A 25047-nucleotide genomic window follows, 5' to 3' on the forward strand; every position below is an offset into this window, starting at 1 on the left:
ACCGGATCTCTGCTTATAGATACCCTTTCAGCACCTTTGCGATCCGTTTGTATCCTTCTGCATTCGGATGCAGTCCGTCACGGAACAGAGAAGAGTCTATCGATCCGTCTTTTTGCGTCAGTTGCGGAGCAAGGTCAATGTAAGTACAGTCTTTGCCTGCCAGTTGTTTTTGTAATTCCGCATCGATTCCGGCAATGCGGGCTTCCATCCCTTTTCTTGGCAGGATGCCCATGATACAGAGTTTTGCCTGCGGCTGACGTTCATGAATGGCTTTTGCGATCCGGCAGATACCTTCTATAATTTCTTCATCACTGTTGAATGACAGATTATTGGTACCTATCAGCAGAAATATATTGCGAGCCTGGAAACCGTCCAGTTCTCCGTGATAGATGCGCCATAGTACATTCTCTGTTTTGTCCCAGCCGAATCCGAGGTTGCGTACACTTCTCCCTTTGAATAATTTCTCCCAGGATTCTTTGCCAAACTGGTTATGCGCGATGGGTTCGCCTCCCCAGAAGTGTGTTATCGAGTTGCCGATCATCACTATTTCAGGAGCACTTTGTTTGTTCAGTTTCAAGATTTCTTCGTGACGGCCGTACCAATCATACGGATCTCTTTGTTGCTTGCATGGGATGCACGAAGCAGGTCCTTGATTGTCTTCACGCAAAATTTCACGTATTTTCTTCTGGTAGCTGTCAGCGTATTGTTGCATACCCAGGTCGGTGGAGTGAACACCATCTACCATGGCATCCATCGGGATACCGATCTCTTCCTTGGTCAGATAGTATACAGCCGGAACCTGCTCTTTTTGTAACGTTTCATATGCCTTGCGCAGTTCTGCATTGGCTACACGATAAGATTCTTCCGCACTTTCGGAACTATATTCGTTACTATAACCGTCGTGTTCTACCAGCAAGATAGGGGTCCGGCTCTTTTCACGCAGCTTTTTCACTCCTTTCAGAGTGCGCTCGTATACAACGGCGGATTCTTTCTTTCCCGACAGATTGGGCATGCAATCGATGATATACAATTGCGCATCAATTTCAGACAATAGATCAAAGAGCGCTTCTTCCAGCTTTCCATTGCCGGAGAAACCAAGATTGATGACCGGATGTCCCAATTTCCGGTTTAAAATATTTCCCCATGCCATGCCCGGGCGGGAAGCGCAAGCTCCTTGTGCAATAGAAGTACCGTATATAACCAGTGGTTTTTCTTGTGAGACCGGTAGAAAACGGAAAGAGGCATCGGCAGGAACTCCTATTTCCATCCACGATACTTTATTGTATAACGGCAAAAATGATTGATATTCGAACCCGTTACCGGATTTGGCTGCATATGAAAGTCCGCTGAAACTGTAGGTTATCGTGTCACCCATGGAGTATCGTCCGGCACACCATCGTTCCCGTCCGTTGTTGTCCGTAGCGTATAAGTCTACACCCGAAACTCCGGTTGCCGGCATGTGTGGCATAGAGAGTCCGCCTTTCACCACATAACGAATCTTTATTTCCGGTGCATTGGAACGGAACGCAACAGACAGTCCTGCACTTTGCTGCGCCAAATCCCATAAAGGCTTGTGCACTTTATCCCGGGCCCGTAGAGGCAGTCGGGCATATGAATCTTTTAATTCGCTCTGCCATGCTTGTCCGCGCACCACATGGATATCTTGGTTTAATGGATTTGCCCATTTGTATTGTGCTTGCAGAGAAACACATCCCAGGAAAAGGGCTAAAAGGGAAAGTTGGAGTTTGGTTGTTTTCATAATCATCATCGTATTAGGGGCATGTAAAGGTAATTATTCCATCTCAAATATGCAATCGTCCTGACCAATAATAGACGAGTTACACACGGCTTTTTCATCTAACAACCGTCTTCCTCCCTTGTCCCTCCCCACAAAACCTTCCATTCGCACACAGCGATGTGGAAACAGCGCTTCGTTGTTTCTTTTTTAAGAAAGAATCCGGCCGACTATTACCGGAGAAGTGTAGTAGATTAACCATTGTCATACAACTCTTTATCCCAGCCCGCGTACCTGGGCTGACGAGCCCGCATACCCGGGCTGATGAGCCCGCATACCCGGGCCGATGAGCCCGCATGCCCGGGCTGAGATAAAGATCCGACCATTTGCACTAAAGAGAGTAAGGGAAATGAAATGCTTTTAGAGAGATAAACGGATAAGAAATTGGACATATCCATTTGTTTTCCAAATCGTTACTATTGAAATGTCCCCTAAAACAGCGGGTGGAAGATGGAAGATGGGGGTGGAAGATAAATGGCATAAAAACCGCATCTTCCACCAATCTATACATCTCACAATCAACGATATGCACTCTAAAAGGTGGAAGATGGAAGATCGAAACGCGCTTTTTGCATGAGAGGAAGGCAGGGTATGAAAGATCCGTGCGAGTTACACAACCGGTCCATGACGAGTTGTACAACCGGTATATGCCGGGGTACACAACTCGTCTATAGGTAGTTCAAGACCTTCACCGGATAAAGTCCGGTTAGAACCTGATAATCATTACTGAAAAATAGGGGAATCTCTTCTCACGGAGTTCTTCGTTGGAGCAAGAGTAGTATTCCTTCTCTGTTCCTACATTCTCAAAATAGTGATACTGATATTCCGGATGGCTGTTTATGCATTGGTGTACTTCTTCTACACATTGCGAGAGCTTCATAATGACCACTACGGTTTGTTGCTTCAGGTAATTTTCCAGCTCTTTGGTTGTGACAAGTCCGGGTAGTATAATCAGCCGTTCTTCCCGGCTGACGATGTGCATGCCTGCCATTGCTCCGGAAGCTATAAAAGCGGGAATACCTGCAATCTGTTCTACAGGGATACCGTCTTCCCGCAACTTGTCGTAAATATAATGGATGGAAGAGTAGAGACCTGCATCTCCTTCCGCCACAATTACAATGTTTTTTCCTTCCGCACGGAGTGTTTTGCTGCTTTCGTATACAGCTTCGTAGGCTTTTAGAGCTTGTGTCCGATCTTTGTCCATTGGAAGCCGAAAACATTGTACGGTGTCCGAGAATCCGAGAGTGTCCAAGATGGAAAGTGCCCGTGACGAAGATTTCCCGTCGCGGGTCATGGTGGCAGGACAAAAGATACAGTCGGCCGTTTGCAGGGCTTTGAATCCTTTCAGCGTTATCAGGTCCGGTTCACCCGGTCCTAAAGATACGAAACGTATGGGGTGTGATGTTGTCATTTGCTATCGGTTTATCATCTTAATGTTCTGCAAAAGTGAGGAAAATATCCCTATGAAACAAGAATTATTAAGTATCTTTGACCGCTATAATCTGAATTAAAAGACGAATACCGATGAAACAATTCCTGATTGGATGCGCACTGCTGGCCTGTATTTCTTTTGCCGGTTGCCGTCCGAAGAACAACCAGAACGTAACAACTGTAACCTGTGAGGCGGCCGATACTTCTTCCATCCGTATCACACCTGTTTATGCCAAAGGATTCAGAGTGACTTATACACCTACGTGCCGTTTGGTCGATATCAGTGATCCTCAGAAGGAAGGCAGCGAGTCTTTTCATTATGCGCTTGTACCCAGAGGCGTGAAATCCGAAAATATTCCTGCTGACTATACGGTCATAGAAACGCCTGTTAAAAGTGTTATCTGTATGACCTCCTTGCAGTTATCAAATTTCATTAAACTGGATGCTTTAAGTCATGTGGTAGGTATTACGAGCACCCGCCATCTTTTCAACAAAGAGATGAACGAACGTCTGAAGCAAGGGAAAACAGCTAAGATAGGTATTGAGGGGAATTTCGATAACGAAGTAATCATGAGTGTAAATCCCGATGTCATTTTCATCTCACCATTCAAACGAGGCGGATACGATGCCATGCGTGAAGTAGGTATTCCGCTGGTTCCGCATCTGGGTTACAAAGAGATGACTCCGTTGGGGCAGGCCGAGTGGATTAAGTTTATCGGACTTTTTATAGGTGAAGAAGAAGCGGCCAACCGGAAGTTTGCGGCTATTGAAAAGCATTATAACGAACTGAAAGAGCGGGTTGCCCATGTAGAAAAGCGTCCGGTAGTTTTCAGTGGAGAAATCCGGGGAGGCAACTGGTATGCTGTAGGAGGTAAGAGTTTTCTGGCACAACTTTTCCGTGACGCAGGAGCCGACTATTTCTTGAAAGACGATCCCCGTTCAGGAGGTGTCACGCTCGATTTTGAAACGGTGTATAGCCAGGCAGAGAATGCCGATTATTGGCGCATCGTCAATAGTTTCGACGGAGCCTTTTCTTATGATGCACTGAAAAGCGAAGATCCGAGATATGCCGATTTCCGGGCTTTCCGTGATAAAGGGGTGATTTATTGCAATATGCGGGAGAAGCCGTTTTATGAAAGTATGCCTACCCAGCCGGAAGTTGTACTGGAGGATTTGATTAAAGCTTTTCATCCGGATTTGTTGCCCGATTATACTCCTGTTTATTACGAACGCCTCAATTGATCTGCCTGATGAAACGACCGACAGTACCTCTTATGTTGCTTATAGCGGCATCTATTTTTATCTTTTTCCTGTTGAACCTTCTTTTGGGTTCGGTTTCCATCCCTATCGGTTCGGTATGGAACATACTTTGGGGAGGGACAGATGAGTCCATTATCTGGCAGAATATAATCTGGAAATCACGTGTGCCACAGGCCCTGACAGCTTTAGTGGCCGGTGCTGGGCTTTCCATCAGTGGTTTGCAGATGCAAACCGTATTCCGTAATCCGCTGGCGGGACCTTCCGTACTTGGAATCAGTTCCGGTGCCAGTCTGGGGGTAGCCTTTGTCGTATTGCTGTCCGGTGCGTTGGGAGGTGTGGCACTTAGCAAACTGGGATATATGGGTGAAGTGGCACTTTCGTTAGCGGCTGTTATCGGAGCCTTGTCGGTTATGGCACTTATTGTATATGTGTCGCAAAAAGTGAAAGGGAACGTCACACTGTTGATAATCGGTGTGATGATTGGGTATGTGGCAAGTGCTATCATCGGTGTACTCAAATATTTTAGTGTGGAAGAAGATATCCGTGCCTATGTGATCTGGGGACTGGGAAGTTTTGCCCGTGTCTCCGGAGATCAGATGACTTTGTTTGTCTGCATTATGGTCGTACTGATTCCGCTCTCTTTCTTGTTGATTAAAACCATGAACCTGATGTTGCTTGGCGATGGATATGCCCGTAACCTGGGATTGAACATAAAGCGTGCCCGGCTGTTGGTAATCTCTTGTTCGGGAGTGCTTGTCGCCATTGTGACGGCTTATTGTGGTCCGATCATGTTTATCGGTTTGGCGGTTCCCCACCTTTGCCGTGCCATCTTTCACACTTCGGATCACCGCATCCTGATGCCGGCTACTTTGCTGGCGGGGGCGTCACTGGCTTTGGTGTGTAATCTGGTGGCCCGTATGCCGGGGTTCGAGGGGGCACTTCCTGTCAACTCCGTGACAGCATTGGTCGGTGCGCCGGTCGTGGCATCTGTGTTGTTCCGTAAACGTAAAAGTGAATTAAGTGAATAAAGATATGAAGCAGAAGACCATTCATATAGAGAATCTTTCGATAGGCTATCTGGGTAAGACCGATGTCAAAGTGGTGGCCGACCGCATCAATGCCGGCATTAACTGTGGAGAATTGACTTGCTTACTGGGCGCCAATGGAGTGGGGAAGTCTACTTTGTTGCGTACGCTTTCGGCTTTTCAGTCTAAACTGGGAGGCAAGATAGAGATTGTGGGTAAGGAAATCGATGCGTATACCGACAAGGAGTTGTCGACTGTGATTAGTGTGGTGCTCACCGAGAAATGTGACATACGCAATATGACGGTACACGAGCTTGTAGGTTTAGGTCGGAGTCCGTATACCGGTTTTTGGGGGACACTTCGTGGAGAAGACAAAGAGGTGGTTGAACGTTCTATTGCTCTGGTAAAGATTGAGAATCTGGCGCACCGCATGGTACATACCCTGAGTGATGGTGAGCGCCAGAAAGCAATGATTGCCAAAGCACTGGCACAAGAAACCCCGGTGATTTTTCTGGATGAACCGACAGCCTTTCTCGACTTTCCCAGTAAAGTGGAGATGATGCAATTGCTCCACCAATTGAGCCGGCAGACCAACAAAACGATTTTCCTTTCTACCCACGACTTAGAGTTGGCTTTACAGATTGCCGATAAAATATGGCTGATGGATAAGATGAATGGAGTGACTATCGGCACTCCCGAGGATCTTTCCCTAAGTGGTAAATTGAGTAGTTTCTTCGCTCGTAAAGGTATTGTATTCGATCTGGAGACCGGTTTGTTCCGGGTAGATAATGAATATACATCACGAATACGTCTGGTAGGGCACGGACAGAAATATGCCATGGTACGTAAAGCCTTGCAGCGTAATGGAATTCTGGCAAATCGTAACATCGAGTCCGATATTTATATCGAAACCGGTGATTTGAAAGAGGGTAATGGATTCATTATGCATCTGCAGGAAGGAGAAGTGGTGATGGTGGGGAGTATTGAAGAATTGTTGGAGAAGTTAGGATGAAGCCCGCTTTTTCACCACAGAGGGCACGGAGGATTAATATCTGATTTTGCGAATACGTCAAATAAGAACATTAAAACTCTGTGCCCTCTGTGTCTCCTCTGTGGTGAAAAAATATAAGTGTCGATACTATTCAGACAAGCAGGCTGCCATTCCTTCTTCCAATGTGTGTGGGTTGTATCCGATTTCAGTTTTAGCTTTTTCAATGCTCAATCCGCTAAAGCGGGGACGGGGAGTAGCCTCTTGCATTTCTTCGGTAGTGACGGGCTCAATCAAAGAACGGTCCAGTTTCAGAAAATCGGCTACCCGGTAGGCGATTTCGGCAATCGTGAGACATTCATTCCCGCAAATGTGATAGATTCCGTTGGAGGGGTGAAACATCAGTTTTTCTACTCCTTCCGAAATATCTCCTACAAAAGTCGGTGTACGCCATTGGTCGGATACAACACGAATTGTTTCTCCTTTTCTCAACCGGTTGGCAACTAACTGAAGAATGTTGCCATGCTGCCCCGTGAGAGCCTTTCCATAAACAACAACTACACGCACTATTGCATAATTGCTGCAGCAATCAGCCACCACTTTTTCAGCTTTCAGTTTCGTAACTCCGTAATAATTGACCGGAGAGGCTTCATCTTCTTCTTTGTAGAGTTGATTGCTTTTACCATCAAATACAAAATCAGTTGACAGATGGATGAAACGGCTGCCATACTGTTCACAGGCATGTGAAATGGTTTCAACAGCCGTTACATTCGTGGCTTCAGCTTCTGCATGGTGAGTTTCACAATAATCCGGCACCGAAAGGGCAGAAGTATTGATTACAATGTCCGGTTGGGATTCATTGAATAACCTTTGTACGGCATCTGTGTCCCGAATGTCTGTACGTACAAAACGGTAACCCTTTCCGGGGCAGATATCATCTCTTAAAGAACATCCGGTGACATTGTAGATAGGTTTAGCCGACAAATCGTTCAGTATCCGGCGACCCGTAAATCCGTTTGCACCGATAATCAGTATGTTTTTCATTTCTTTCTTTTTTAATATGGATAGTAGCGTCCTTGTTGAACCTCGATGCGGATACCGAAATTACCATCGGAAGATTTCATTTCAAAAGCACCTTTGAAGTTATTCTTTTCCCATGGCATGGCACCATGGTTAGGCACCTTCTGGCCTTTGGCATTATATTCTCCGTATGTATTCAGGCGCATGCCGTTTTTCAGTTTAAACGATCCCATCTGGAGTTGTTGTGGAGACGAGAAGAAACCACCAAATCCGTATGAAAGAGAGGGCGTGAATACATTGGATAACCCTTGTGTCATTATAATGTCGGGATTTAGACTGAATATTCGGCTATAATCTTTGCTCGCATCGGGCAGCTCGAATTTATATTCCGGTAGTTTGGGAGGAGCTGCCATAAACAGTCCCATGTCGATCAGGAAGTCTCCGTATTGTTTGACGGTAGAGGGCAAATGCCGGATGCTGTCGGACGGTAATTCCGACTGTGCAGAAAGTGAGGCCGTACTCAGTAACAGCAGCAAAAAGAATATCAGCTTCTTCATATCCGTTGGGTTTATCTTTAGTGTCGCAAAGATATGAAAATAATCAGCTTGCCGTGAATCCTTTATTTCTTTTTTAGATGAATTACGGGACCGAAAACAGGGGTGGTTTCCCAGTGCCCTTTTATTGGATTAAATTCATGGACAGCTCCCCCGGTAATACCGAATTTATCATTGAACATGTAGTCGAGTGTACCTCCGAAATGGCTTTGCATATAGAGATCGGTAACCATATAGCCCATTTTAGAGTTACGTTGGCCATTAAGTGAATATTGCCCGAATACGTTCAAGTAATTCCTGACGGATTTCGGGCACAGTCCTGCGATAACCTGTGACGCTGTCTTGCGGTTGTTCCGTTTGTGCAAAGGCTATCGTAGACATGATTGCCAGTATAAATGTGCTGTATATCTTTGGGGTTATCATGCTGTTTTTTTAGTTTAATATCAATTTGTATCCGATTCCTCTGACATTTACGATGCGTATACGTTCGTCAGCCGATAATTTATGTCGGAGTTTAGTGATGAAAACATGTAAGCTCCGTGAATTGAAAAAGCTATCGTCTCCCCAAAGGTCGAGTAGTACATTCTGTGTGTTGACTACCTGATTCTGATTTTCGCAAAGCCGTTTTAGAATTTCTGTTTCCCGATGGGAGAGCTCTTGTTTCAATCCGGCATGTGTCAGTGTTTGTGCAAGGGTATCGAACAAATAGTTGCCTATCTCAAACCGTGTGGTTATTTTCTTTTCTTCTGCAAAACTGAATGCCTTACCTACCAATGCTTTAATACGGATGATCAGTTCCTGCATTCCGAATGGCTTTTTCAGGTAATCATTGGCGCCCAATTCAAAACCTTCTACTACGTCATTGATGGCCGAACGGGCTGTCAGGAAAAGTACCGGGGTCTGTTTATCGGTCTGGCGGATACGTCTTACCATCTCAAAGCCATCCATACGTGGCATCATCACGTCGGCTACCAGTACATCCGGACGTATGTCGAAAAACATACGCAATCCCTCTTCACCGTTGGCAGCAATGGTGAGGGTGAAGTCATTCTCTTCAAGTGTATCCTTGATAATCATGGCGAGGGTCAGTTCGTCTTCCACTAATAATACTTTAATTTTCTCTTTCATAACATAATGGTGAATGTACTACCGTGTCCAGGTTCGCTTTCTACACAAACTGTGCCTCCATGCTTCTCAATCATTGTTTTCACATAGTAGAGTCCCAGACCGTATCCTTTTACGTTATGGAGATTTCCGGTCGGTACACGGTAAAATTTGTCGAATATATGTTTTTGTTTCTCTTGTGCGATACCTATTCCCTCATCGGTGACTGAGATTTCTACTTTTCCGTTAACTTCTGTTTCACGACAGCGGATATGGATAACGGCTTTCTCTGGTGAGTATTTCACGGCATTGTCTATCAGATTACTCAGAATATTGCTGAAATGAGTCCGGTCGGCAAATACCGTAAGATCTTCTGGTTCTGTTTTATAGTCAATGCTGACGGGTTTCTTTGCTTTGAGTCGGTGTTGCTCTGCTAATGTTTCGAGCAAAGGGATAAGAGTTATCTCTTCCGGGCGGAGTCGGAAAGCCTTACGCTGTTCCATACTCATCGTTAGTATCTGTTCGACCAGCCCACTGAGTCTTTGCAGTTGCTCCTGGCTGATATTTAGATATCTGTCTCGCTTTTCTTTCTCATCAGCTTGTCCGAAGTTTAGCAATGCGTCGTTGGCGGCATATGCCACAGCTATAGGGGTCTTTAATTCATGCGTGATGTTGTTGGTGAAATCACTTTTCATTTCTTCCAGTGTTTTCTGTTTCAGCAATGTACGGATCAAGTACCAGAAAGAGAATCCTAATATCAACAAGATGATAAATGAAGTAATAAGTATACCAGCCATCTGCCGGACAATAACTCCGGCTACAGAATCCATCCGGAGGCGGTAGAGCGAGTGTGAATGGATGTCGAAAGTATAGTCGTAAGTATGTGCATCCGGTCCGGGGATGTAGTCCGCTGTACCGGCAACTCCCAAGGTATCGGTAAAAAACTGAGTAGAATCGAGAGTGTGGCTGAAACGCAGATATTCTATCCGATATGGAAGTGTTATTCCCCTTTCTTGCAGGTTTAGTGTCAGCAGGCTGTCGTAGGACTGAAAGTCGGGATCCATGATTATGTCAAGTCCCGAATGTAATCCCCTTTGAAAATAAGTAGCCAGTTCGAGCATGCTACTCTGATCTTTCAATAATAGGTCCAGACCACCTTTCGTTTGTAGCATGGCAGCTTTCACTTCCTGCGAAGTAGAGTCCTGGGGGATTACTTTTATTTCCCTCTGATCATTACGGACTACGATCAGGGTGTCCAGTTTTTTTTCGGTTCTAAGAATGGTGTCCTGTTGTACATCCATACCTTTGGGAACCTTCTCTTTATGAACTGTAGTGCTGCTGCGAACCAGTGTTCCACCTTCATCATTGTACCCGGCAGAGACAGAGATCTCACCATGATCTTTGTCATCACGGCGCATGCATTCTATGCGTAACATCATTTCATTATAATCACATGTGCGCATAGCCTCGGTAATGGAATGCTCCATGTCTGTTTTCATGGTATGGTACATGCTGACCAACCAATATGTCTGGTAGGCAAAAATAGCTATCAAAGAGGCTATTACGAGTATGGCAATATGTTTTATGGGGAGTTTCATGCAAACAAAGATAATAGTAAACTTTCTGGATTATCACATCTGATAAGACTAAATAACACAGAAAAGTGAAATTAACAGTCTGTTACACAGATACCTATAGACACTGAAAAAAAGTAGGTAACGAGTTAGTAACGATTTTAATCTAAAAATAAATTTATGCCTGTTGCTTTCGTTATTAAACGTAATAATTGGCTTATTATTAGGTTGTTAACTCTTTATCGTCTTTGTTTCGCTTCATTTTTCTCATTTGTATCAATAACAGTAGATAACCCGAATGAGTACTAGACAGTGTCTCTAATGTTTTGATAGAATGATATTTATGAAACTCGAACAAAAAATAGGTAACGAGTAAGTAACGATTTTATTTTTAGGAATCATTTCATGGTCTTGCTTTGTTTTTCAAAGAGCTCTCTATTTGCAAAGATATAACTTTTTTGTGTAATTAGAGTGTTATCAGTTTAAAAAATGATACATAAGTATATTTGTCTATAAACTAGAATATTACATAATATGTATTTTGAATAGATAACGAATCTATTGTTTGAATATGCTTCGCTGTACTGCTTTGTTTTGCTGATGTTTATAGAAGGAATAGTAGAGGCCATTTTATATCTCAATATAGTTGTAGAAGAAGTCTAAACTAGACCCCTAAGTTATTATGGTTTGACCGGATTTGTCCGTATATGTAGAGAGTTTCATAAATGAAAATTTAATTATTAAAGCAATCGTATTGATAGTCAATTATTTGCTTAGGTGCAAGGTGCAACCTATATATAGATATAGAGTTGCACCTTGCACCTAGCTTTTATCTTGTCCTAGAAAAACTTTACAGATTATATTACTTTGTCCTATATGAGCTTGACATTATCAGGAATTGAGTGTTTCGTTAGTGCAAACTTTCTTTCTGTTATGGCTCTATTTAATAATTTAAGGGTACCACTTAACTATAAATTAGCATTATTGATTTTCCCTTGCATCACTTAACCAAACTTGCTCTTATCTTTGTGACAGGAGATCACTAATGAGAAAAAAGGAAATAAATATATATGGCGTGCAGGAGTTGCACGTTAGCGAAATTCTATTCATTGCAGATGGAATCAAAGCGGGATTTCCAAATCCAGCGCAGGACTATTTGCAGGAAAGCATTGATATGAACAGGGTTATTGCTCCAAAACCCAATAATACCTTTGTCATTGTCGCTGAAAGAGGAATGTCTGATGAGAATATTGAAGAAGGGAACCTTTTGGTTATTGACCAATCGCTCCTCCCCAATGATAATGATATTATCGCTTATATCAAAGATGGTGAATTTTTAATCAGGAAGATTAGGAATAATGATAAAAACAATTTGATAGTATTGGGAGTAGTAACAGCCAACATCAAAACCTATAAGGAACATTTTCATCATAACATTGAGTCACTGCCTGTATTGACTGGTGAATATCCAGGTCTGCCTTCTTTTGTACAAAAACAGATCGTTGGAAAGATTGACTTCGACCAGCTTCTATTCAAGAATTCATCGACAACCTTTGTGACTGTTGCAGTTGGAGATTCTATGATTGAAGATGGCATCGAAGACGGTAATCTTTTGATTATTGACAAATCTATTACCCCTTATGACCAATGTTTGGCAGCTTGCTACATCAATGGTGAGTTCACCTTGAAGAGAGTTAAGGTTGAAAATGATAGTGCATGGCTTTTACCTTCCAATCCGGCCTATTCCCCAATTAAATTATCAGAGGAAGATGATTTTCTTGTTTGGGGAATTGTTGTTTCAAATATTAAGCAATTTCATTACAGGAGACTAAATGGTAGGGCTGGTTGACGGAAATAATTTTTATGTGAGTTGTGAACGTCTGTTCAATCCTTCTCTAAATAATCGTCCGGTTGTTGTTTTATCGAACAATGACGGCTGCATTGTTGCCAGATCAAATGAAGTGAAAGAACTTGGTATTAAAATGGGACAAAGCTTGTACGAGAGTCAGGAACTGATCGAAAAACATAACATAGCAGTGTATTCTTCAAATTATGCTTTATATGGAGATATTTCTAATCGAGTAATGACATTACTCGGACATTTCGTTGAAGAATATGAAATATATTCGATCGATGAAAGTTTTCTTTCTTTTAAAGGATTTCAAAACTATAATCTTTATGAATATGGGGAAACAATCGTAAGAACAGTTAGACGAGGAACCGGTATTCCTGTCTCTTTAGGAATTGGTGAGACAAAAAACCTTGCTAAAATGGCAAATAAGTTTGCGAAAAAGTATCCTGGTTACCGAAGCGTTTGTATTATTGACAGTTGTGCCAAACGTGAGAAAGCATTGAAGTTATTCGATATATCGGATGTTTGGGGAATAGGGAAACGTCAGGCAGCCAAACTGGAAAGACATGGAGTAAGAACGGCATATGACTTTATACGTATGCCGGTCAAATGGGTACGTAAAAACATGACCGTCATGGGAGAACGTACTTATTGGGAATTGTTGGGCGAACCGTGTTTTGATATGGAACTTATGCCTTCTTCACGAAAACAAATTTGCACCAGCCGGTCTTTCGGTGAGATGACTTCCCAATATGAAGTCGTGGCAGAAGCTATTGCTAATTATGCCGGCAGTTGTGCCCGCAAGTTAAGACAACAAAGGTCGGTAGCTGTTTCGATAATGGTATTTATACATACCAATCACTTCCGGACTGACCAGCCCCAATATGCAAAGAGCATCATTGTCAAACTACCCATTCCTTCTTCTGATACAAGAGAGATTATTCATTATGCACAACTTGGGCTAAAGAAAGTATTTCGTCCGGGGTTTCAATATAAAAAGGCAGGGGTAATTATCATGGAGATTGCTGATCAGAATCGTGTCCAATTGAACCTCTTTAAAGCAAATGACACAGGAAAATCCGACATGCTGATGCAGGCCATTGACCGGATTAACGAAAAGTACAAGCATGGGGTTCGTATAGCTGCACAAGGAAATGATAAAGCTGCAAAATGGCATTTGAGGCAAAACAATTTGTCACAATGCTATACAACTAATATAAGCGAGATTTTATCTATTAACTGTAGATAGAACATGGGCATGATGAATTTGCCATTGTAGAATGTACCAACGTGGCAGACATTACCAATGCGTGGTTAAACCTCTTAAATCCAGATTGCAATTGAGTGCTTTTGTTAGAAACGGGTTACATGTTTCCCGATAAGCGAATCTCTTGAAATGTAGGATAAAAAAAGATCCTTTGTCTCATTTGGGAAAATATCTTCAGGTTTGATTCCTGAAATGTTTTCAGAAATTTTAAAGTCCAGATATATAATTCCTTTCAAAAACATAGCCGGCAAATTAATACAAAATGGATCACTTTTACAAATGACACATTTTTGGAGAATAGGTCTTAAAGGTTTAAAAGTTTGGATTAAATTTTCCCTATCTTCAAACTTTTTCATATTGTCCGGATCATATTCAATTAGATACAAGACCGATTTCCCTGAATTATTGCCGATAAACTCATAAGAAGTATTCCTGCTATTAAATTTGTGTGTACTGAAAAATAGGGCAACATTGAGATCTTCAGTCAGATCGAGTAGTGGAGTATAGAGTCCATAATGTTGCAATAAGGTGGATAATGTGTCAGCGTAATATGTATTATGGCCATACATGAGATCTACAGCCATCTTCCCATATTCTTTTAATGATTCATCATTACACTCCTCCAATTCTGTAAGTGAAGGATAATGACCTTCTGTCTTCTTTATTCGCTCTATTTGTTCACGGATGTTCTGCCAATCAAATTGCTGACTAAATATTAATGACCATTCAAGCAACTTCATCGGAATATATGAAATATAAGTACTGGGGAGGTTCTCTTTGACAATCCTCCATAGAGAGGGTAGAAGGGAAACTTCTCCAAGTCCGGGTATGGTAAAAAAAGGATTGTTGATTTCTCTATTTATCAAATAATTATCAATTTGTCCTCGAAATAAAGTACCATGTTGTTCGGGGTATTTCTCTATAATAGACAATACTTCAGAAAGAGAACCAGCATGCTTTACCCATACCCTTGATCTTGGTTCTGATAATAATCTTGATATTTCAGAGAAATGAAATCCTGACACACCGTCATAAATAAGTTGGCTGCCAAAATAAAAGCGGTCTACAATCATATCTATGTTTTCCAAACAGTAATACCCCGAAGAATACAATAGTTTCACCTCTGCTTCTGAAATATTGTACTCTTTGAGTTTTTTTATCATATAATTGTAATCCGGCTGAAGAGGATGTTGACATTCTGAGATATCAAAATCATCTCGATAATAATCGTAATACATCATATCCATAAAGTATTTATATTCTCTATTTTTTATTTTTATTCCAAGCTAGAAGGCGATTATACCTATTCCAGTTCTTAAGTTCCATAAATTTGTCAGACGCATAATATATATGTTTCTTTCCAATTTGTTCAATTGGAATTTCTAATAAGGATAAATAATATACCATATTGATATATACATAAATCTCATTCAAATCTTCCTGTAATCTATTCAAAACTTCATCGAAATTATAAGATGGAGTCATAATGCCTTTTGCCAGTGTGTGGAATAGAGTTTCTCTTAAGTCGAAAGAGTTATCCTCCATTTGGTTACATTCCTCCCATGCGTTCTCAAATGAGCCAATAGTCAAGAACAAAAGCAATCTTAGGAAACGAAGTTCATAAAGGAAATCTTTATCTGCTGAATTATCGAAACAAAGTAACGATTTGTCATAACATTTCCTGGCTTCACTATATTCTTCTATTTCAAAGTAACATTCACCAAGTAACAACCAGTTTACCGAAGAGTCTGGTTCATTTCCCAGGACTATATCACGTTGAATACTGATTTTACAATATTGGATTGAATCTTCTATTTGTCCGTTAATGAAACAAATATTTGCCAGTAAATTCTCAAACACCCCTGCTTGTCGGTAGTCTCCAATCTTCTTTGACAGTGCAAATCCTTCGTTGCCGATAGCCAATGCCTGGTTAAAGTTTCCCTTATCGAATAATAAGGTCGCCTGATTATTCATAATCCAAGTAATATATTTTAGATTACCTTTTTCGTATGCTTGCTTCAAGGCAAGATCGTAATATTTTTCAGCTTCACTTATCCGATTTCTATCCCGTAAAAAGAGTCCATAATTATTATAAAAACTAAAACAATTGGAATTGTTACCCTCTTGGATGTCAATGGCTTTTAAAAATAAGGCTTCAATTTCTTGATTACTTAAGCGATTTGATTCCTTCTCGCCAAATTTAGAATTCACATATGCTTTCTTTTCCAGTAGCAGGGGGTATAAAGGATGTTTCATGATATTGTCCAATTGCAATAGTTGATCGATTATCATTGCACTCTCTTTATATCTTGACAACTGGTCCAGACATTTGGCGCAAGAAAAAAGGGATTCTATGTACATAGGGGAGGTAGGTTCAATGTCTCCCCAAATATCTAAAACTTCCTGATACATACTAAGGTCATAGTAAAGCCTTGCAACCATATCCTTCTTCATTTCGATGGAAAGTTTATTTCCCCAACTTTTAATATGTTGTTCGAAGTTTAAGGTCAATGTAGGAGCAGGTTCATCCGGTAGTTCTTTCTGTCCAAATAAAGCAGATAAATAAGCAGCGGTATTCAAGCGGTAATATTCAATCGTAGAACCGAAGTCCGCCAGATGCTTTAAGAAATTTTCCTTTCCAGGTAAAACACCAGCCATTTTTTGTATGGATGACAGAACTTCTTCACTCTTGTCCTCAAGGGTTACATGATCTTTTGGTGCGTTCATTTCGTGTTCTATCCAAACCACATGACTTGGACGAATATCAATCAGACTAGGAATGATGTCAAAATCATCAGAGCCTGAATATCCAACGATTATCAGCTTATCGGATTCCGCAATGGCTTTTTTTAATAGGTGGAATTTCTCTTCGCTCAAACTAAACAAGGAATTTCGGGCAGCGATCGATGTCAAGGAAGCCTGCATTGTCTCTTTCTTGATCTCATATTCATCCCTGTGACCGGTGTACTTGAAAAAGCTCCCGTGAATCTTGAATACAGGCACGGCTTCCTTGTTGGGGGTATATTCGTTGAAATCATTTTCTGTACATATACTCTTCGGAATATAGTTTAGTTTCAAAATAGCCTGTTCTATCAGAGAGTCGAAATTGGGGGTAATAACATAATCTCCCATTATAGCGGCTTGGGCTAAATTGAAATGATTCAAATTTGGGGTCTGATAGTAACCGACGGCATCAAGTACCGTCAATTCGGGATCATAGGTCGACAAAGTGTCTATGAGTTGTTCAAAACGAATAAAATCTCCTTCCAACTTATTAATGTCACCATCTCGAATATCATTCTTGGGAAGTTCAATATGATTAGGCCAAATCACTTGTTTAAGTTGGTTTATGATTCTTATGGCTATCGGGAAATTTGCTGGTGGGTCTAATGATACACCGGCTCCCGCCAATATTACATTTTTTTTCATAATTTATTTGTGCTTGTCAGGAAAACAATATCTACCACTCGTCTCTAATGTTATTAAACTCATTCTGTAACGAATCACATCATCAACAAATGTTTTTTCATATTCAGCAAATATACAATTTTTTGAAGAAAGAGGATGATGAATGTGAAATACTTTTTCGATTAGAAATAGTTCTAATTTAGTCAGTAACTGTCGAATTGTTGAGCCTTACACATGACAGAAATCAAAAAGCCGGAAACATTAATTGTTTCCGGCTTTTTGATTTAGATTATTTTATTTAATATTCTTCCCAGTAATACAATCCCGCCTTTTATAAGATTGGGTGTAATACTTAGGAAATTCCCTACAAAACTTATGGCATTCATTGATATGAATTTGACGCCACAAATTAAATCCACAAGAAGTATAATACAAATAGCGGTATATACAACCTGGTAACAAACACGTAAAAGATCTCTTGCTTTCATTTTGATCTGATTTAAAATTAAACATAATTATCCCTCTGCTCTATGTTTTCACATAGAAGAGATAAATTGTTTATCAGATCTTACAGCAAGCTATATCATGATCGTAAAAAATTAAATGGTTACAGATTGGGGTACAACTGTACCCCAATCAATCATAGTTTAGAAAAATAGCTTTTTGATATAGGAAAATAATTTGCAACTATTTTCCACAACCAGTACAATACCTAATAAAGTATTTATGTTGCTCAAAAGAACAATGTTCACATTGTAGGCATAAAACATCAATGCGATAACTGGTCTTGGTTATAGATGAAATAGTTGAATATTATTCTCCTTGACCCCTAAAATGTTGATAAGTACTTCCCTGAATTCTTCTTTTTCTTTAAGAGTATGAAAACTAACGTACCACTTGGCATTAGGCGTTTGACGACAGACTTCATGCAGGTAATCTAAATCAATAGGAGAAAATGACAATCCTATAACATGGACTTCTTCTATATCTTTTAAATCATCGAAAAAAACTGATTTTCGGAAATAATCTTTGACGTGTTTTTATATGAATTTTCCCAATATTCCCCGATAATATCTTCACCCTCATAAATCCTGGGATCATCCCCGGCACGTTCTTCCTTATATTCCTCGTAACTCTCTGCACTCATGCTGTTTTTGATATCTTCTTCCGTACGTCGAGGTTTAGGTTCTTGGCTGTGACCAAGTGTTAACTGAGAGTTTTCGTCACTTACTAAGCCGTGAATATGAAGTATGTCTTTAGATAGTTCATATAGGTTTTCCAAAGTATGCGTATAATTAAAGGATAGATATTTGGCATCTTTGTCTAAAGGTATTCTATTTTTATTGGGAAGGACCTTGTCAACATCTTGAATCCAGCTCCTTAGAAGGTCACGTAACTGTATATTGAGACTATCTGTGATCTCACTAAGAGAACGCTGGTAAGTGAAATTATAATCTTCGCTCCAATCATCATCACCGTATTCAACTAAATAATTTCTGGCAAAATCCCTTAATTTATCATCATCCAAATTACCAAGGGACTCTTCGAAGTTTTTCCATAAATCAAGATTGGCTTCTGGAGAATTACTTGTTGGGTAGAGATACATCTCAATACGATCGAATAATTCAGGATCATGTATTTTCACATAATCTCTGAAACTGTAGTAAGAAGACGGAAGACCATGATATAAATCAAAGCCGTTTCCAATGATATATAGTTTTTTCATTTCTTATGATCGTTGACAAATAATACTTGTGAATAAAGACTGCTAATATAATGTTTTTTTTAATATGCAGGTTTTTTATTACGCCCAAAGCTTTATTGGGGTTGAATGATCTCTCTATATTCTCCATCAATTATGTCAGTGATGCCTAAATCAGGAAGCGTTGCTTGGGAGAAACAGGAAAGTAACATGGAATTTGCTAATGAATAAATTGGATGACACAGTTGTTTTAATTAATCTCTATGTCTATGTATTTGGAACTGTCTAACAATAATGAGCGATAGACAGTTCCTTTTTTTATTGGAATCCCTTTCTTCCTTTAGTTCTTTATTTCACTTAAAATTCCACAGGTAAGTATATGCAATAAGATAAATTTGCCATCCTGCTATGGCTTTGTTACGATTTACCGATACGTCTATATCAAAAGTTAGCGATATATCGGTCGGGATCGTTTGATAATTCGTAATTTCTGATAGCCTATATTTTGTAATTCCCTAAACAAAGACTGATATTCCTCGAAATTAGCGGGCACGGTATCGGCTATTACTCCCGAGTAATCAGCATCTCCATGTTGCCCTAAGTGCATATATGAGGTTGTTGTATAGTTGTGGGTGTTCCAGGGCATTTCAGGAAAAAGGGCTATGACCTCTCCATTTTTGTATTTTTGGAATACGACCTTGATTAGTTTCTCTTTTGTTGCCATAATTCTAATTTTGTTTCTCCTTATGCTTTATGATGCTGTTTCATTTTAAACAGTATCTCTCCGGTGTTTTTCAGTTTGATTATTATCGCATTGCCCTAAATTTTGCTTTTCTTTATACTTATCAAAAGCGTTAACTAATTGGAAAATACATAAATTCTTGGCTACCGATACTTCTGATTGGGGGCCAAAGAACTTGTTTATCTCCATCTTTGCCTTTTCAAATTCATCTTGCTCTATCAAGGGTTGTATAAGTTTCATACACTTTTTCATTAATATATCGTCAATATTTACACTTATATCACTGAGCTTATTATAAATCGCTAATAAGATTTTTGTACTTAAAAAATTCATTGCTTTCATATTTTATTGTTACTAGTTAAAAAAATATATTCAATTGTTCATATTGTCTTCCTTTATTTTATTGTGGTAGCCCGAAGGGACTACCGGATTATATGTTAATCCTCTCAAATGAATAAAAGCCATTCTCAAATGTGATCTTGTATATCCCCTGGCATTTACAACTTTGTGCCCAAATCTTTACTTCATGGCTATAATCAGCTATTTTTGTACCGTTTTCTCGTATTGCCCAATATTGAATGAAATCATTCATCTTTTCCTGCATGGATATTAAGATTTCAATATCGCGGGCAAAATCTGAAAAACAGAAACGGCCATTGTTGTGGATGATGTTACGCATCTCCAAAATAAGGCCGGAGAGGGGTAGGTTTTGTTTTTTGTAGTCATAATTATATATTCATTGATTTTCATTACTCCGTTCTTGTATCTTATTCATTTTGTTAGTTCATGAATATTTTGTTACTGTTTTTATTCTGATGATATTTATAGGCCGCATTCATTCCAATTATTTTACCGGTATAATAATAACCGATGGAATAAAGACGGATTCTCTTCTGATAATAAATGTGACTACCCATACATGCTCCTATCCATGAAGCAATGTAGAAATACAGAATATTATGGGTAATGACACAGCACAATAGATTTATAGTCACTGTCAAAAAATCAAATGTTAACATGCATCTATCAACTTTGGATAGACGTTTAAAACGACGTTTCAGATAAATAAGTTCTTTTCTCATGTGAATAATTTTATTTATATTGGATTAATTAATGGTCAAGTGAATTTCTAAAATCTTTTAGCCAGGAACATTCATCGCATTTTTTGCCTTTTTCAAATCTCGACCAACAAGGACAATCTTTTTTGAATGCTTCGATGGCTTTCTCTTTCATATATTTTGATCCTGCGATGAAGGAACGTTTTGATGCTTCTTCCGGTGAACATCCGCTTATACTCTTGGGATCTTCTACCGGACATGGATCTTGCAGTATGTTATAGTCACTCTGAAGCTTATAGGTGGCTGCCAACGGGAACTTTTCACGCACCGATTGACAAATGGTAATGTGTGAAGGCAGACTTTCTGCCTGTATTGTTATTGTACCTATGACTTCTCTTTGACTGTTTTCGATGATGAAAACATACTCTTTCTTTTTTCCATAAATAGATCGGATAACTTCCAATGTGCCGGCATCAATGATTGCTATGTGTTTGTAATATTGCTTACAAGCCGCTTCAAATCCGCCACACCAGGCTGTATCTTTCTCGTATAAAGCGACGATATTCTCTTCTGCTTTATCCAGGTCATTGATCGGGTAGGAGTTGCCTATGCGGATTTGATCCTCTGTATCGTGCTGTAATATTCTGATATAAATGAGATTTCCCATAATTCTTTTGATTTTTATATTTGGTGATAAATACTTGTGAAAATGTAACTAAGGTAAAGCCGGCTTTTTAAAACGATTTGTTCCTGCTTTTCTATCTCTTTGAGTGATAAAGAACTATTGATTGTATAGTACTCATTCATTCTTTTTATCCATATATCCGGATTGGATATTATCTTCAATAAGTGCTTGTTGAATAAGTCTTTGATTTCTAATAGATCAATATCCGGCGTTAGATACGGGTCGTTCAATAGGTGGGTGACCGATTGATTTAGGGTTACTTCGTAAGAAGTATTATTCCACTGATTGGCGGCTATCATATTTCTGATAACGGCATCCATATTTCTTACTAATACAAAACTCCTTTTCATTGTCTTATCTTTTGATGTTATACATTCTTTAATATCGCTTGTCGCCCCCCCCTAATAAAATTCCCTTTAGGGAACTGTTTGGGAACAACATTGGCAATCAGAAGGTCAGTCACAGTTACAGATCTAATTATTTTTTTAAATACTAGCACCCTGAAAGGGAGGTCTGGAGATTTATAAAAATAATTAGAGCAGTAAATGGGACTGATATACCTTCGACAATGTTTTGCCAAATAGTTTCTTTATGAAATTTTGATTTCAAATGAAATCAGGAAAGTAAATGGTTACTCATTAATAGTTAATAAAGCAAAATAGGGAAAAAGGGAAAGTGTTTGAGGAAATCGGATAACTGAATTACATACGAATTGGCTTCCTTTGCAATCAAAGTAAACAAGATTTCGTAAACAATAAAACTCATGAACCAGAACTTAGCAATCGCACTATATTATAACTATGCCTTAACCAGATATTTGCCTCTGTCCGTAAAGGTCTGATGCGCTTTGTTGTAACAAGGTTGGCGGAAGCCTTAGGATGGGGGCTTTTATTGATTACAAGAAACAGTAGTGTTTTAGCCCCAACCAGGTATTAATTATTGTTTGTTTTGTTTGTGTTTGGGATACCTTCGTACCTGTCGTGAGATAGTATGTACCCCATAATTGTGAGGTGGAACAGGCGTGTTTCACCTTTTTTGTTACTATATGATCATCCGTTTTCTATAATCAATCCACTTTTTTAATCTCCCGACTCTACATAAATCATCGTTGTAACGCAAACTAATGCAAGTAAGCGCATAGAATATCAAACGCTCTGATAATCAATATATAACAAAGATAACAATTGTAATTTAGCCGGAAATTATTACTAACGATAAAATGCAAATGTTATGGATGATGAAAAATTAGAAGAGGTTAATGTGCAAGAAAGCACGCAGCAGGCTGCAAACCCTGACCAGGGAACAGAAAAGCCGGATGCGAAGCAGCAATCTCCGGAAGAATTTTCTCCTCCGGAGGAAAATCGGGAACAATCAGAGGAACATGTTTATTCCGAAGAAGAACTAAATGACTTGTTCAATCAGGCAGAACTTGACGACAGAAGCGATGAGATGTCTGATATTCTTCTTGTACTCGATCAGGAAAAAAATGAGGTCAGAGCCGTCAAGGGTGTCGATAAGGACGGCAATCTTGAAACTGTCCCGGCTACTGAAGAACATAATAATGATTTTCTGAAATTGGATCGTGGCGGAGATGTACTATCCAATTTCCTGTCGAATTTCATTAGTCAGGCAAAAGACCCTACACGGGTCAAATTCTTCAAAGTACCGGACAAGATATCCGGTCTAATCAGTAAGCTCTTCCAGAGACATAAGGATAATCCAGAAGAGGCGATTACCAAAGTAATGAAAAAGCATGAAATAACTCCCGAACTAATTAAAGAAATATTAGAAAAGATGGAACAAGAAAAGAATAATCCAGAGAAGAAGAATGAACAGGTCGAGGGACCTAACGCTTCAGCAACAAAGCAGGCCGAACAGAGTCCTGCAAGTAATAACTCTACAAAACAGACTGTAACCCCGGAAGTAAATCCGCAAGGTACGGCAGAACAATCACAGCCCGAAGCGAAACAGTATCGTTTTGATCCGGATAAAATAGACTGGGATTCGGTTAAAGCTTTTGGCCTGACAAAAGATAAATTAGTCAAAGCCAATGTGCTCGATACGTTGTTACAGGGGTATAAATCTCCGGGGCTACACTATGTTTCGGTTCATCTGGGTGGTGCTGTGCTTAATAGTGATGCGAGACTCAGCCTTCGTGAACGTAAGGATGGTACGATCTATATGGCAATCGAGGGAGTGAAACGGAAACCGGAGTTCCATTTCCCATTTATGGGACATGAATTCTCTGATGACGATGCGAAAAATCTGGCACAGACAAAGAATATGGGTCGTATTGTCGATCTTGTTCATCCGAACACAGGAGAAATTGTACCCTCTATAATCAGTGTGGATCATCTGACAAATGGTTTTGTTGCTTGTCCAGCCGAAAAAATCAGAGTACCTGATGAAATAGGTAATCTGAAGCTCACTAATGAACAAAAGGCAGAACTTAGTCAAGGTAAGGCTGTCTATTTGGAAGGGATGATATCCAAAAAAGGAGAACCATTTGATTGCCCGGTACAATTTAACGCAGAGAAACGCTATGTGGAATATTTATTCGAAGATCGTGGAAAACTGGCTATTGAAGCGCATAAGGAATTGCATAAAAATGATATACCGCACGAGTTCCGAGGTAAAGAAATAACTGATGAGCAACATAAAAAGCTGGAACAGGGTGGGAGTGTATATCTGTCGGGAATCGTAGCGAAAAGCGGTACTTCTTATGATGGTTTCCTTGCCTGGGATATGGAGAAGGGAAAACCCAATTTCGTGATGGCCAATAAGTATGAGGAAGCCCTGAAAGCGGGGAAGATACCGGCCTATGACGGGGAACCTATCACACCAACTCCTGCTGCCCCTAAAGAGGCCATGAAGTCTGAGGCTGATTTACCTAATAAATACAAGGACCATATTTATACTTCGGAAGAGAAAAAAACGCTGTTTGAGGGTGGTACGATCTATGTGTCGGATTTGATTGGTAAGAATACCAATAAGCCTTATCAGGGATATATGGTTTGGAACTTCCAGAAAAATAAGCCGGACTTTATGTTCCCGACAGAATATCATAAGAGATTGGCGTTAGGAGAAGTCGAGCAGGTCGCAAACCAACCTCAAAAGAAACAAGAACAAACTCAGGCAAATGCAACAGAAGATATGAATAAGGTTCCAGGAGCCTATCGCAATCATAAGTTGCCCGAAAGTGCCCAAAATGAACTTGCTAACGGGGGTACAATCAAAATTTCCGGTAAAACGGATAAAAATGGAGAACCTTATGTGGGATATATAACATGGAAACCGGAAGCGGGATTTAGGCACATGTTTGAAAGTGAGTATAAAGCTGCATTGGAACAAGAGAAAGTAAAACCTGCCGCGGATTACCAAACCCAGGTTGCCGTAAACTCGGAAGGTAAGACCAATGAAGCTACCAAACATATTGACAAACCTCTTCAAACCGGCCAGGTGGCCCCTACGGAAGCACAGGCAGAACAGAAACAGGAGAAGAAAAATAAGAATAAGCAATCGAATGATAATAATGAAAATAAGCCGGCTCCTAAAAAGAAAAGAGGTCCTAAATTGTAATTG

Annotated in this window: 21 protein-coding genes and 1 pseudogene; 6 read left to right on the forward strand and 16 right to left on the reverse strand. The window is 40.0% G+C overall.

Annotation, left to right across the window (positions count from 1 at the left end):
* Positions 1 to 13 precede the first annotated feature (13 nt).
* Together DBK98_RS14355 and DBK98_RS14360 are read right to left on the reverse strand one after the other, a co-directional pair.
* Positions 14 to 1759, reverse strand: a complete 1746-nt coding sequence (locus tag DBK98_RS14355; RefSeq protein WP_032536068.1) for an SGNH/GDSL hydrolase family protein — start codon at positions 1757 to 1759, stop codon at positions 14 to 16.
* Positions 1760 to 2501: 742 nt separating this feature from the next.
* Positions 2502 to 3206, reverse strand: coding sequence for a precorrin-2 C(20)-methyltransferase (locus DBK98_RS14360; RefSeq protein ID WP_005777562.1), 705 nt, complete (start codon positions 3204 to 3206; stop codon positions 2502 to 2504).
* A 113-nt stretch (positions 3207 to 3319) separates the two neighbouring features.
* Here DBK98_RS14360 and DBK98_RS14365 point away from each other — a divergent pair, with 113 nt between their 5' ends.
* From DBK98_RS14365 to DBK98_RS14375, 3 genes are read left to right on the forward strand one after another with little or no spacing between them, the layout of a single operon-like run.
* Complete coding sequence (locus tag DBK98_RS14365; RefSeq protein ID WP_032529944.1) at positions 3320 to 4468, forward strand: ABC transporter substrate-binding protein; 1149 nt, start codon at positions 3320 to 3322, stop codon at positions 4466 to 4468.
* A gap of 8 nt (positions 4469 to 4476) precedes the next feature.
* Positions 4477 to 5514 carry an iron ABC transporter permease gene (locus DBK98_RS14370; RefSeq protein WP_022012794.1) on the forward strand — a complete coding sequence of 346 codons (1038 nt, stop codon included), beginning with the start codon at positions 4477 to 4479 and terminating at the stop codon, positions 5512 to 5514.
* A gap of 4 nt (positions 5515 to 5518) precedes the next feature.
* Entirely contained in the window at positions 5519 to 6523 is a 1005-nt protein-coding gene (locus DBK98_RS14375; RefSeq protein WP_032536069.1) for an ABC transporter ATP-binding protein, read from the forward strand.
* 126 nt (positions 6524 to 6649) lie between these two features.
* Here the strand turns inward: DBK98_RS14375 and DBK98_RS14380 are convergent, their stop codons facing one another.
* From DBK98_RS14380 to DBK98_RS14405, 6 genes and pseudogenes are all read right to left on the reverse strand, one after another.
* Positions 6650 to 7543 carry an SDR family oxidoreductase gene (locus tag DBK98_RS14380; RefSeq protein WP_032536057.1) on the reverse strand — a complete coding sequence of 298 codons (894 nt, stop codon included), beginning with the start codon at positions 7541 to 7543 and terminating at the stop codon, positions 6650 to 6652.
* An 11-nt stretch (positions 7544 to 7554) separates the two neighbouring features.
* Positions 7555 to 8076, reverse strand: coding sequence for a hypothetical protein (locus DBK98_RS14385; RefSeq protein ID WP_005805756.1), 522 nt, complete (start codon positions 8074 to 8076; stop codon positions 7555 to 7557).
* A gap of 62 nt (positions 8077 to 8138) precedes the next feature.
* Positions 8139 to 8366 (reverse strand): annotated as a pseudogene (locus DBK98_RS14390) (hypothetical protein); the annotation flags it as partial.
* Positions 8335 to 8496, reverse strand: a complete 162-nt coding sequence (locus DBK98_RS14395) for a hypothetical protein (protein ID WP_175413774.1) — start codon at positions 8494 to 8496, stop codon at positions 8335 to 8337. The pseudogene DBK98_RS14390 and the gene DBK98_RS14395, both read right to left, overlap by 32 nt.
* A gap of 9 nt (positions 8497 to 8505) precedes the next feature.
* The gene (locus DBK98_RS14400) at positions 8506 to 9201 is read right to left on the reverse strand and encodes a response regulator transcription factor (RefSeq protein WP_005805762.1); all 696 of its coding nucleotides are present in this window, start codon (positions 9199 to 9201) and stop codon (positions 8506 to 8508) included.
* Positions 9198 to 10775 (reverse strand): cell wall metabolism sensor histidine kinase WalK, encoded by a 1578-nt coding sequence (locus DBK98_RS14405; RefSeq protein WP_005805763.1) that lies wholly within the window; start codon positions 10773 to 10775, stop codon positions 9198 to 9200. Before DBK98_RS14405 ends, DBK98_RS14400 begins: the two co-directional genes overlap by 4 nt.
* Positions 10776 to 11796: 1021 nt before the next feature.
* Here DBK98_RS14405 and DBK98_RS14410 point away from each other — a divergent pair.
* Together DBK98_RS14410 and DBK98_RS14415 are read left to right on the forward strand one after the other, a co-directional pair.
* Positions 11797 to 12600 (forward strand): S24 family peptidase, encoded by an 804-nt coding sequence (locus tag DBK98_RS14410; RefSeq protein WP_050503187.1) that lies wholly within the window; start codon positions 11797 to 11799, stop codon positions 12598 to 12600.
* Positions 12584 to 13852: a Y-family DNA polymerase gene (locus tag DBK98_RS14415; RefSeq protein ID WP_005805768.1), complete on the forward strand. Its 1269-nt coding sequence runs from the start codon at positions 12584 to 12586 to the stop codon at positions 13850 to 13852. Before DBK98_RS14410 ends, DBK98_RS14415 begins: the two co-directional genes overlap by 17 nt.
* Positions 13853 to 13956: 104 nt before the next feature.
* On the opposite strand, the gene DBK98_RS14420 is transcribed toward DBK98_RS14415, so the two are convergent.
* From DBK98_RS14420 to DBK98_RS14455, 8 genes are all read right to left on the reverse strand, one after another.
* Positions 13957 to 15111, reverse strand: a complete 1155-nt coding sequence (locus tag DBK98_RS14420; protein ID WP_005805770.1) for an FRG domain-containing protein — start codon at positions 15109 to 15111, stop codon at positions 13957 to 13959.
* Between the two features lie 22 nt (positions 15112 to 15133).
* Entirely contained in the window at positions 15134 to 17299 is a 2166-nt protein-coding gene (locus DBK98_RS14425; protein WP_005805773.1) for an SIR2 family protein, read from the reverse strand.
* Positions 17300 to 18269: 970 nt separating this feature from the next.
* The gene (locus DBK98_RS14430) at positions 18270 to 19004 is read right to left on the reverse strand and encodes a bacteriophage abortive infection AbiH family protein (protein WP_005805776.1); all 735 of its coding nucleotides are present in this window, start codon (positions 19002 to 19004) and stop codon (positions 18270 to 18272) included.
* 424 nt (positions 19005 to 19428) lie between these two features.
* Entirely contained in the window at positions 19429 to 19704 is a 276-nt protein-coding gene (locus tag DBK98_RS14435) for a hypothetical protein (protein ID WP_005805778.1), read from the reverse strand.
* Between the two features lie 45 nt (positions 19705 to 19749).
* Entirely contained in the window at positions 19750 to 20064 is a 315-nt protein-coding gene (locus DBK98_RS14440) for a hypothetical protein (protein ID WP_032536059.1), read from the reverse strand.
* Between the two features lie 437 nt (positions 20065 to 20501).
* Positions 20502 to 20804: a hypothetical protein gene (locus tag DBK98_RS14445; RefSeq protein WP_005805782.1), complete on the reverse strand. Its 303-nt coding sequence runs from the start codon at positions 20802 to 20804 to the stop codon at positions 20502 to 20504.
* Between the two features lie 28 nt (positions 20805 to 20832).
* Positions 20833 to 21447 (reverse strand): hypothetical protein, encoded by a 615-nt coding sequence (locus DBK98_RS14450; RefSeq protein WP_005805788.1) that lies wholly within the window; start codon positions 21445 to 21447, stop codon positions 20833 to 20835.
* A gap of 14 nt (positions 21448 to 21461) precedes the next feature.
* Complete coding sequence (locus DBK98_RS14455; RefSeq protein ID WP_005805791.1) at positions 21462 to 21815, reverse strand: hypothetical protein; 354 nt, start codon at positions 21813 to 21815, stop codon at positions 21462 to 21464.
* An 880-nt stretch (positions 21816 to 22695) separates the two neighbouring features.
* Here DBK98_RS14455 and DBK98_RS14460 point away from each other — a divergent pair.
* Positions 22696 to 25044 carry a DUF3945 domain-containing protein gene (locus DBK98_RS14460; protein ID WP_050503188.1) on the forward strand — a complete coding sequence of 783 codons (2349 nt, stop codon included), beginning with the start codon at positions 22696 to 22698 and terminating at the stop codon, positions 25042 to 25044.
* Positions 25045 to 25047: the final 3 nt, after the last annotated feature.

It is taken from the genome of Bacteroides sp. PHL 2737, from assembly GCF_004115325.2.
Lineage (GTDB): Bacteria > Bacteroidota > Bacteroidia > Bacteroidales > Bacteroidaceae > Bacteroides > Bacteroides hominis.

Bases quoted from the DNA above. Each gene is read 5' to 3' on its own strand.
- DBK98_RS14355 (WP_032536068.1), bottom strand. From the start codon at position 1,759: ATGAAAACAACCAAACTCCAACTTTCCCTTTTAGCCCTTTTCCTGGGA.
- DBK98_RS14360 (WP_005777562.1), bottom strand. From the start codon at position 3,206: ATGACAACATCACACCCCATACGTTTCGTATCTTTAGGACCGGGTGAA.
- DBK98_RS14365 (WP_032529944.1), top strand. From the start codon at position 3,320: ATGAAACAATTCCTGATTGGATGCGCACTGCTGGCCTGTATTTCTTTT.
- DBK98_RS14370 (WP_022012794.1), top strand. From the start codon at position 4,477: ATGAAACGACCGACAGTACCTCTTATGTTGCTTATAGCGGCATCTATT.
- DBK98_RS14375 (WP_032536069.1), top strand. From the start codon at position 5,519: ATGAAGCAGAAGACCATTCATATAGAGAATCTTTCGATAGGCTATCTG.
- DBK98_RS14380 (WP_032536057.1), bottom strand. From the start codon at position 7,543: ATGAAAAACATACTGATTATCGGTGCAAACGGATTTACGGGTCGCCGG.
- DBK98_RS14385 (WP_005805756.1), bottom strand. From the start codon at position 8,076: ATGAAGAAGCTGATATTCTTTTTGCTGCTGTTACTGAGTACGGCCTCA.
- DBK98_RS14395 (WP_175413774.1), bottom strand. From the start codon at position 8,496: ATGATAACCCCAAAGATATACAGCACATTTATACTGGCAATCATGTCT.
- DBK98_RS14400 (WP_005805762.1), bottom strand. From the start codon at position 9,201: ATGAAAGAGAAAATTAAAGTATTATTAGTGGAAGACGAACTGACCCTC.
- DBK98_RS14405 (WP_005805763.1), bottom strand. From the start codon at position 10,775: ATGAAACTCCCCATAAAACATATTGCCATACTCGTAATAGCCTCTTTG.
- DBK98_RS14410 (WP_050503187.1), top strand. From the start codon at position 11,797: ATGAGAAAAAAGGAAATAAATATATATGGCGTGCAGGAGTTGCACGTT.
- DBK98_RS14415 (WP_005805768.1), top strand. From the start codon at position 12,584: ATGGTAGGGCTGGTTGACGGAAATAATTTTTATGTGAGTTGTGAACGT.
- DBK98_RS14420 (WP_005805770.1), bottom strand. From the start codon at position 15,111: ATGATGTATTACGATTATTATCGAGATGATTTTGATATCTCAGAATGT.
- DBK98_RS14425 (WP_005805773.1), bottom strand. From the start codon at position 17,299: ATGAAAAAAAATGTAATATTGGCGGGAGCCGGTGTATCATTAGACCCA.
- DBK98_RS14430 (WP_005805776.1), bottom strand. From the start codon at position 19,004: ATGAAAAAACTATATATCATTGGAAACGGCTTTGATTTATATCATGGT.
- DBK98_RS14435 (WP_005805778.1), bottom strand. From the start codon at position 19,704: ATGGCAACAAAAGAGAAACTAATCAAGGTCGTATTCCAAAAATACAAA.
- DBK98_RS14440 (WP_032536059.1), bottom strand. From the start codon at position 20,064: ATGAAAGCAATGAATTTTTTAAGTACAAAAATCTTATTAGCGATTTAT.
- DBK98_RS14445 (WP_005805782.1), bottom strand. From the start codon at position 20,804: ATGAGAAAAGAACTTATTTATCTGAAACGTCGTTTTAAACGTCTATCC.
- DBK98_RS14450 (WP_005805788.1), bottom strand. From the start codon at position 21,447: ATGGGAAATCTCATTTATATCAGAATATTACAGCACGATACAGAGGAT.
- DBK98_RS14455 (WP_005805791.1), bottom strand. From the start codon at position 21,815: ATGAAAAGGAGTTTTGTATTAGTAAGAAATATGGATGCCGTTATCAGA.
- DBK98_RS14460 (WP_050503188.1), top strand. From the start codon at position 22,696: ATGGATGATGAAAAATTAGAAGAGGTTAATGTGCAAGAAAGCACGCAG.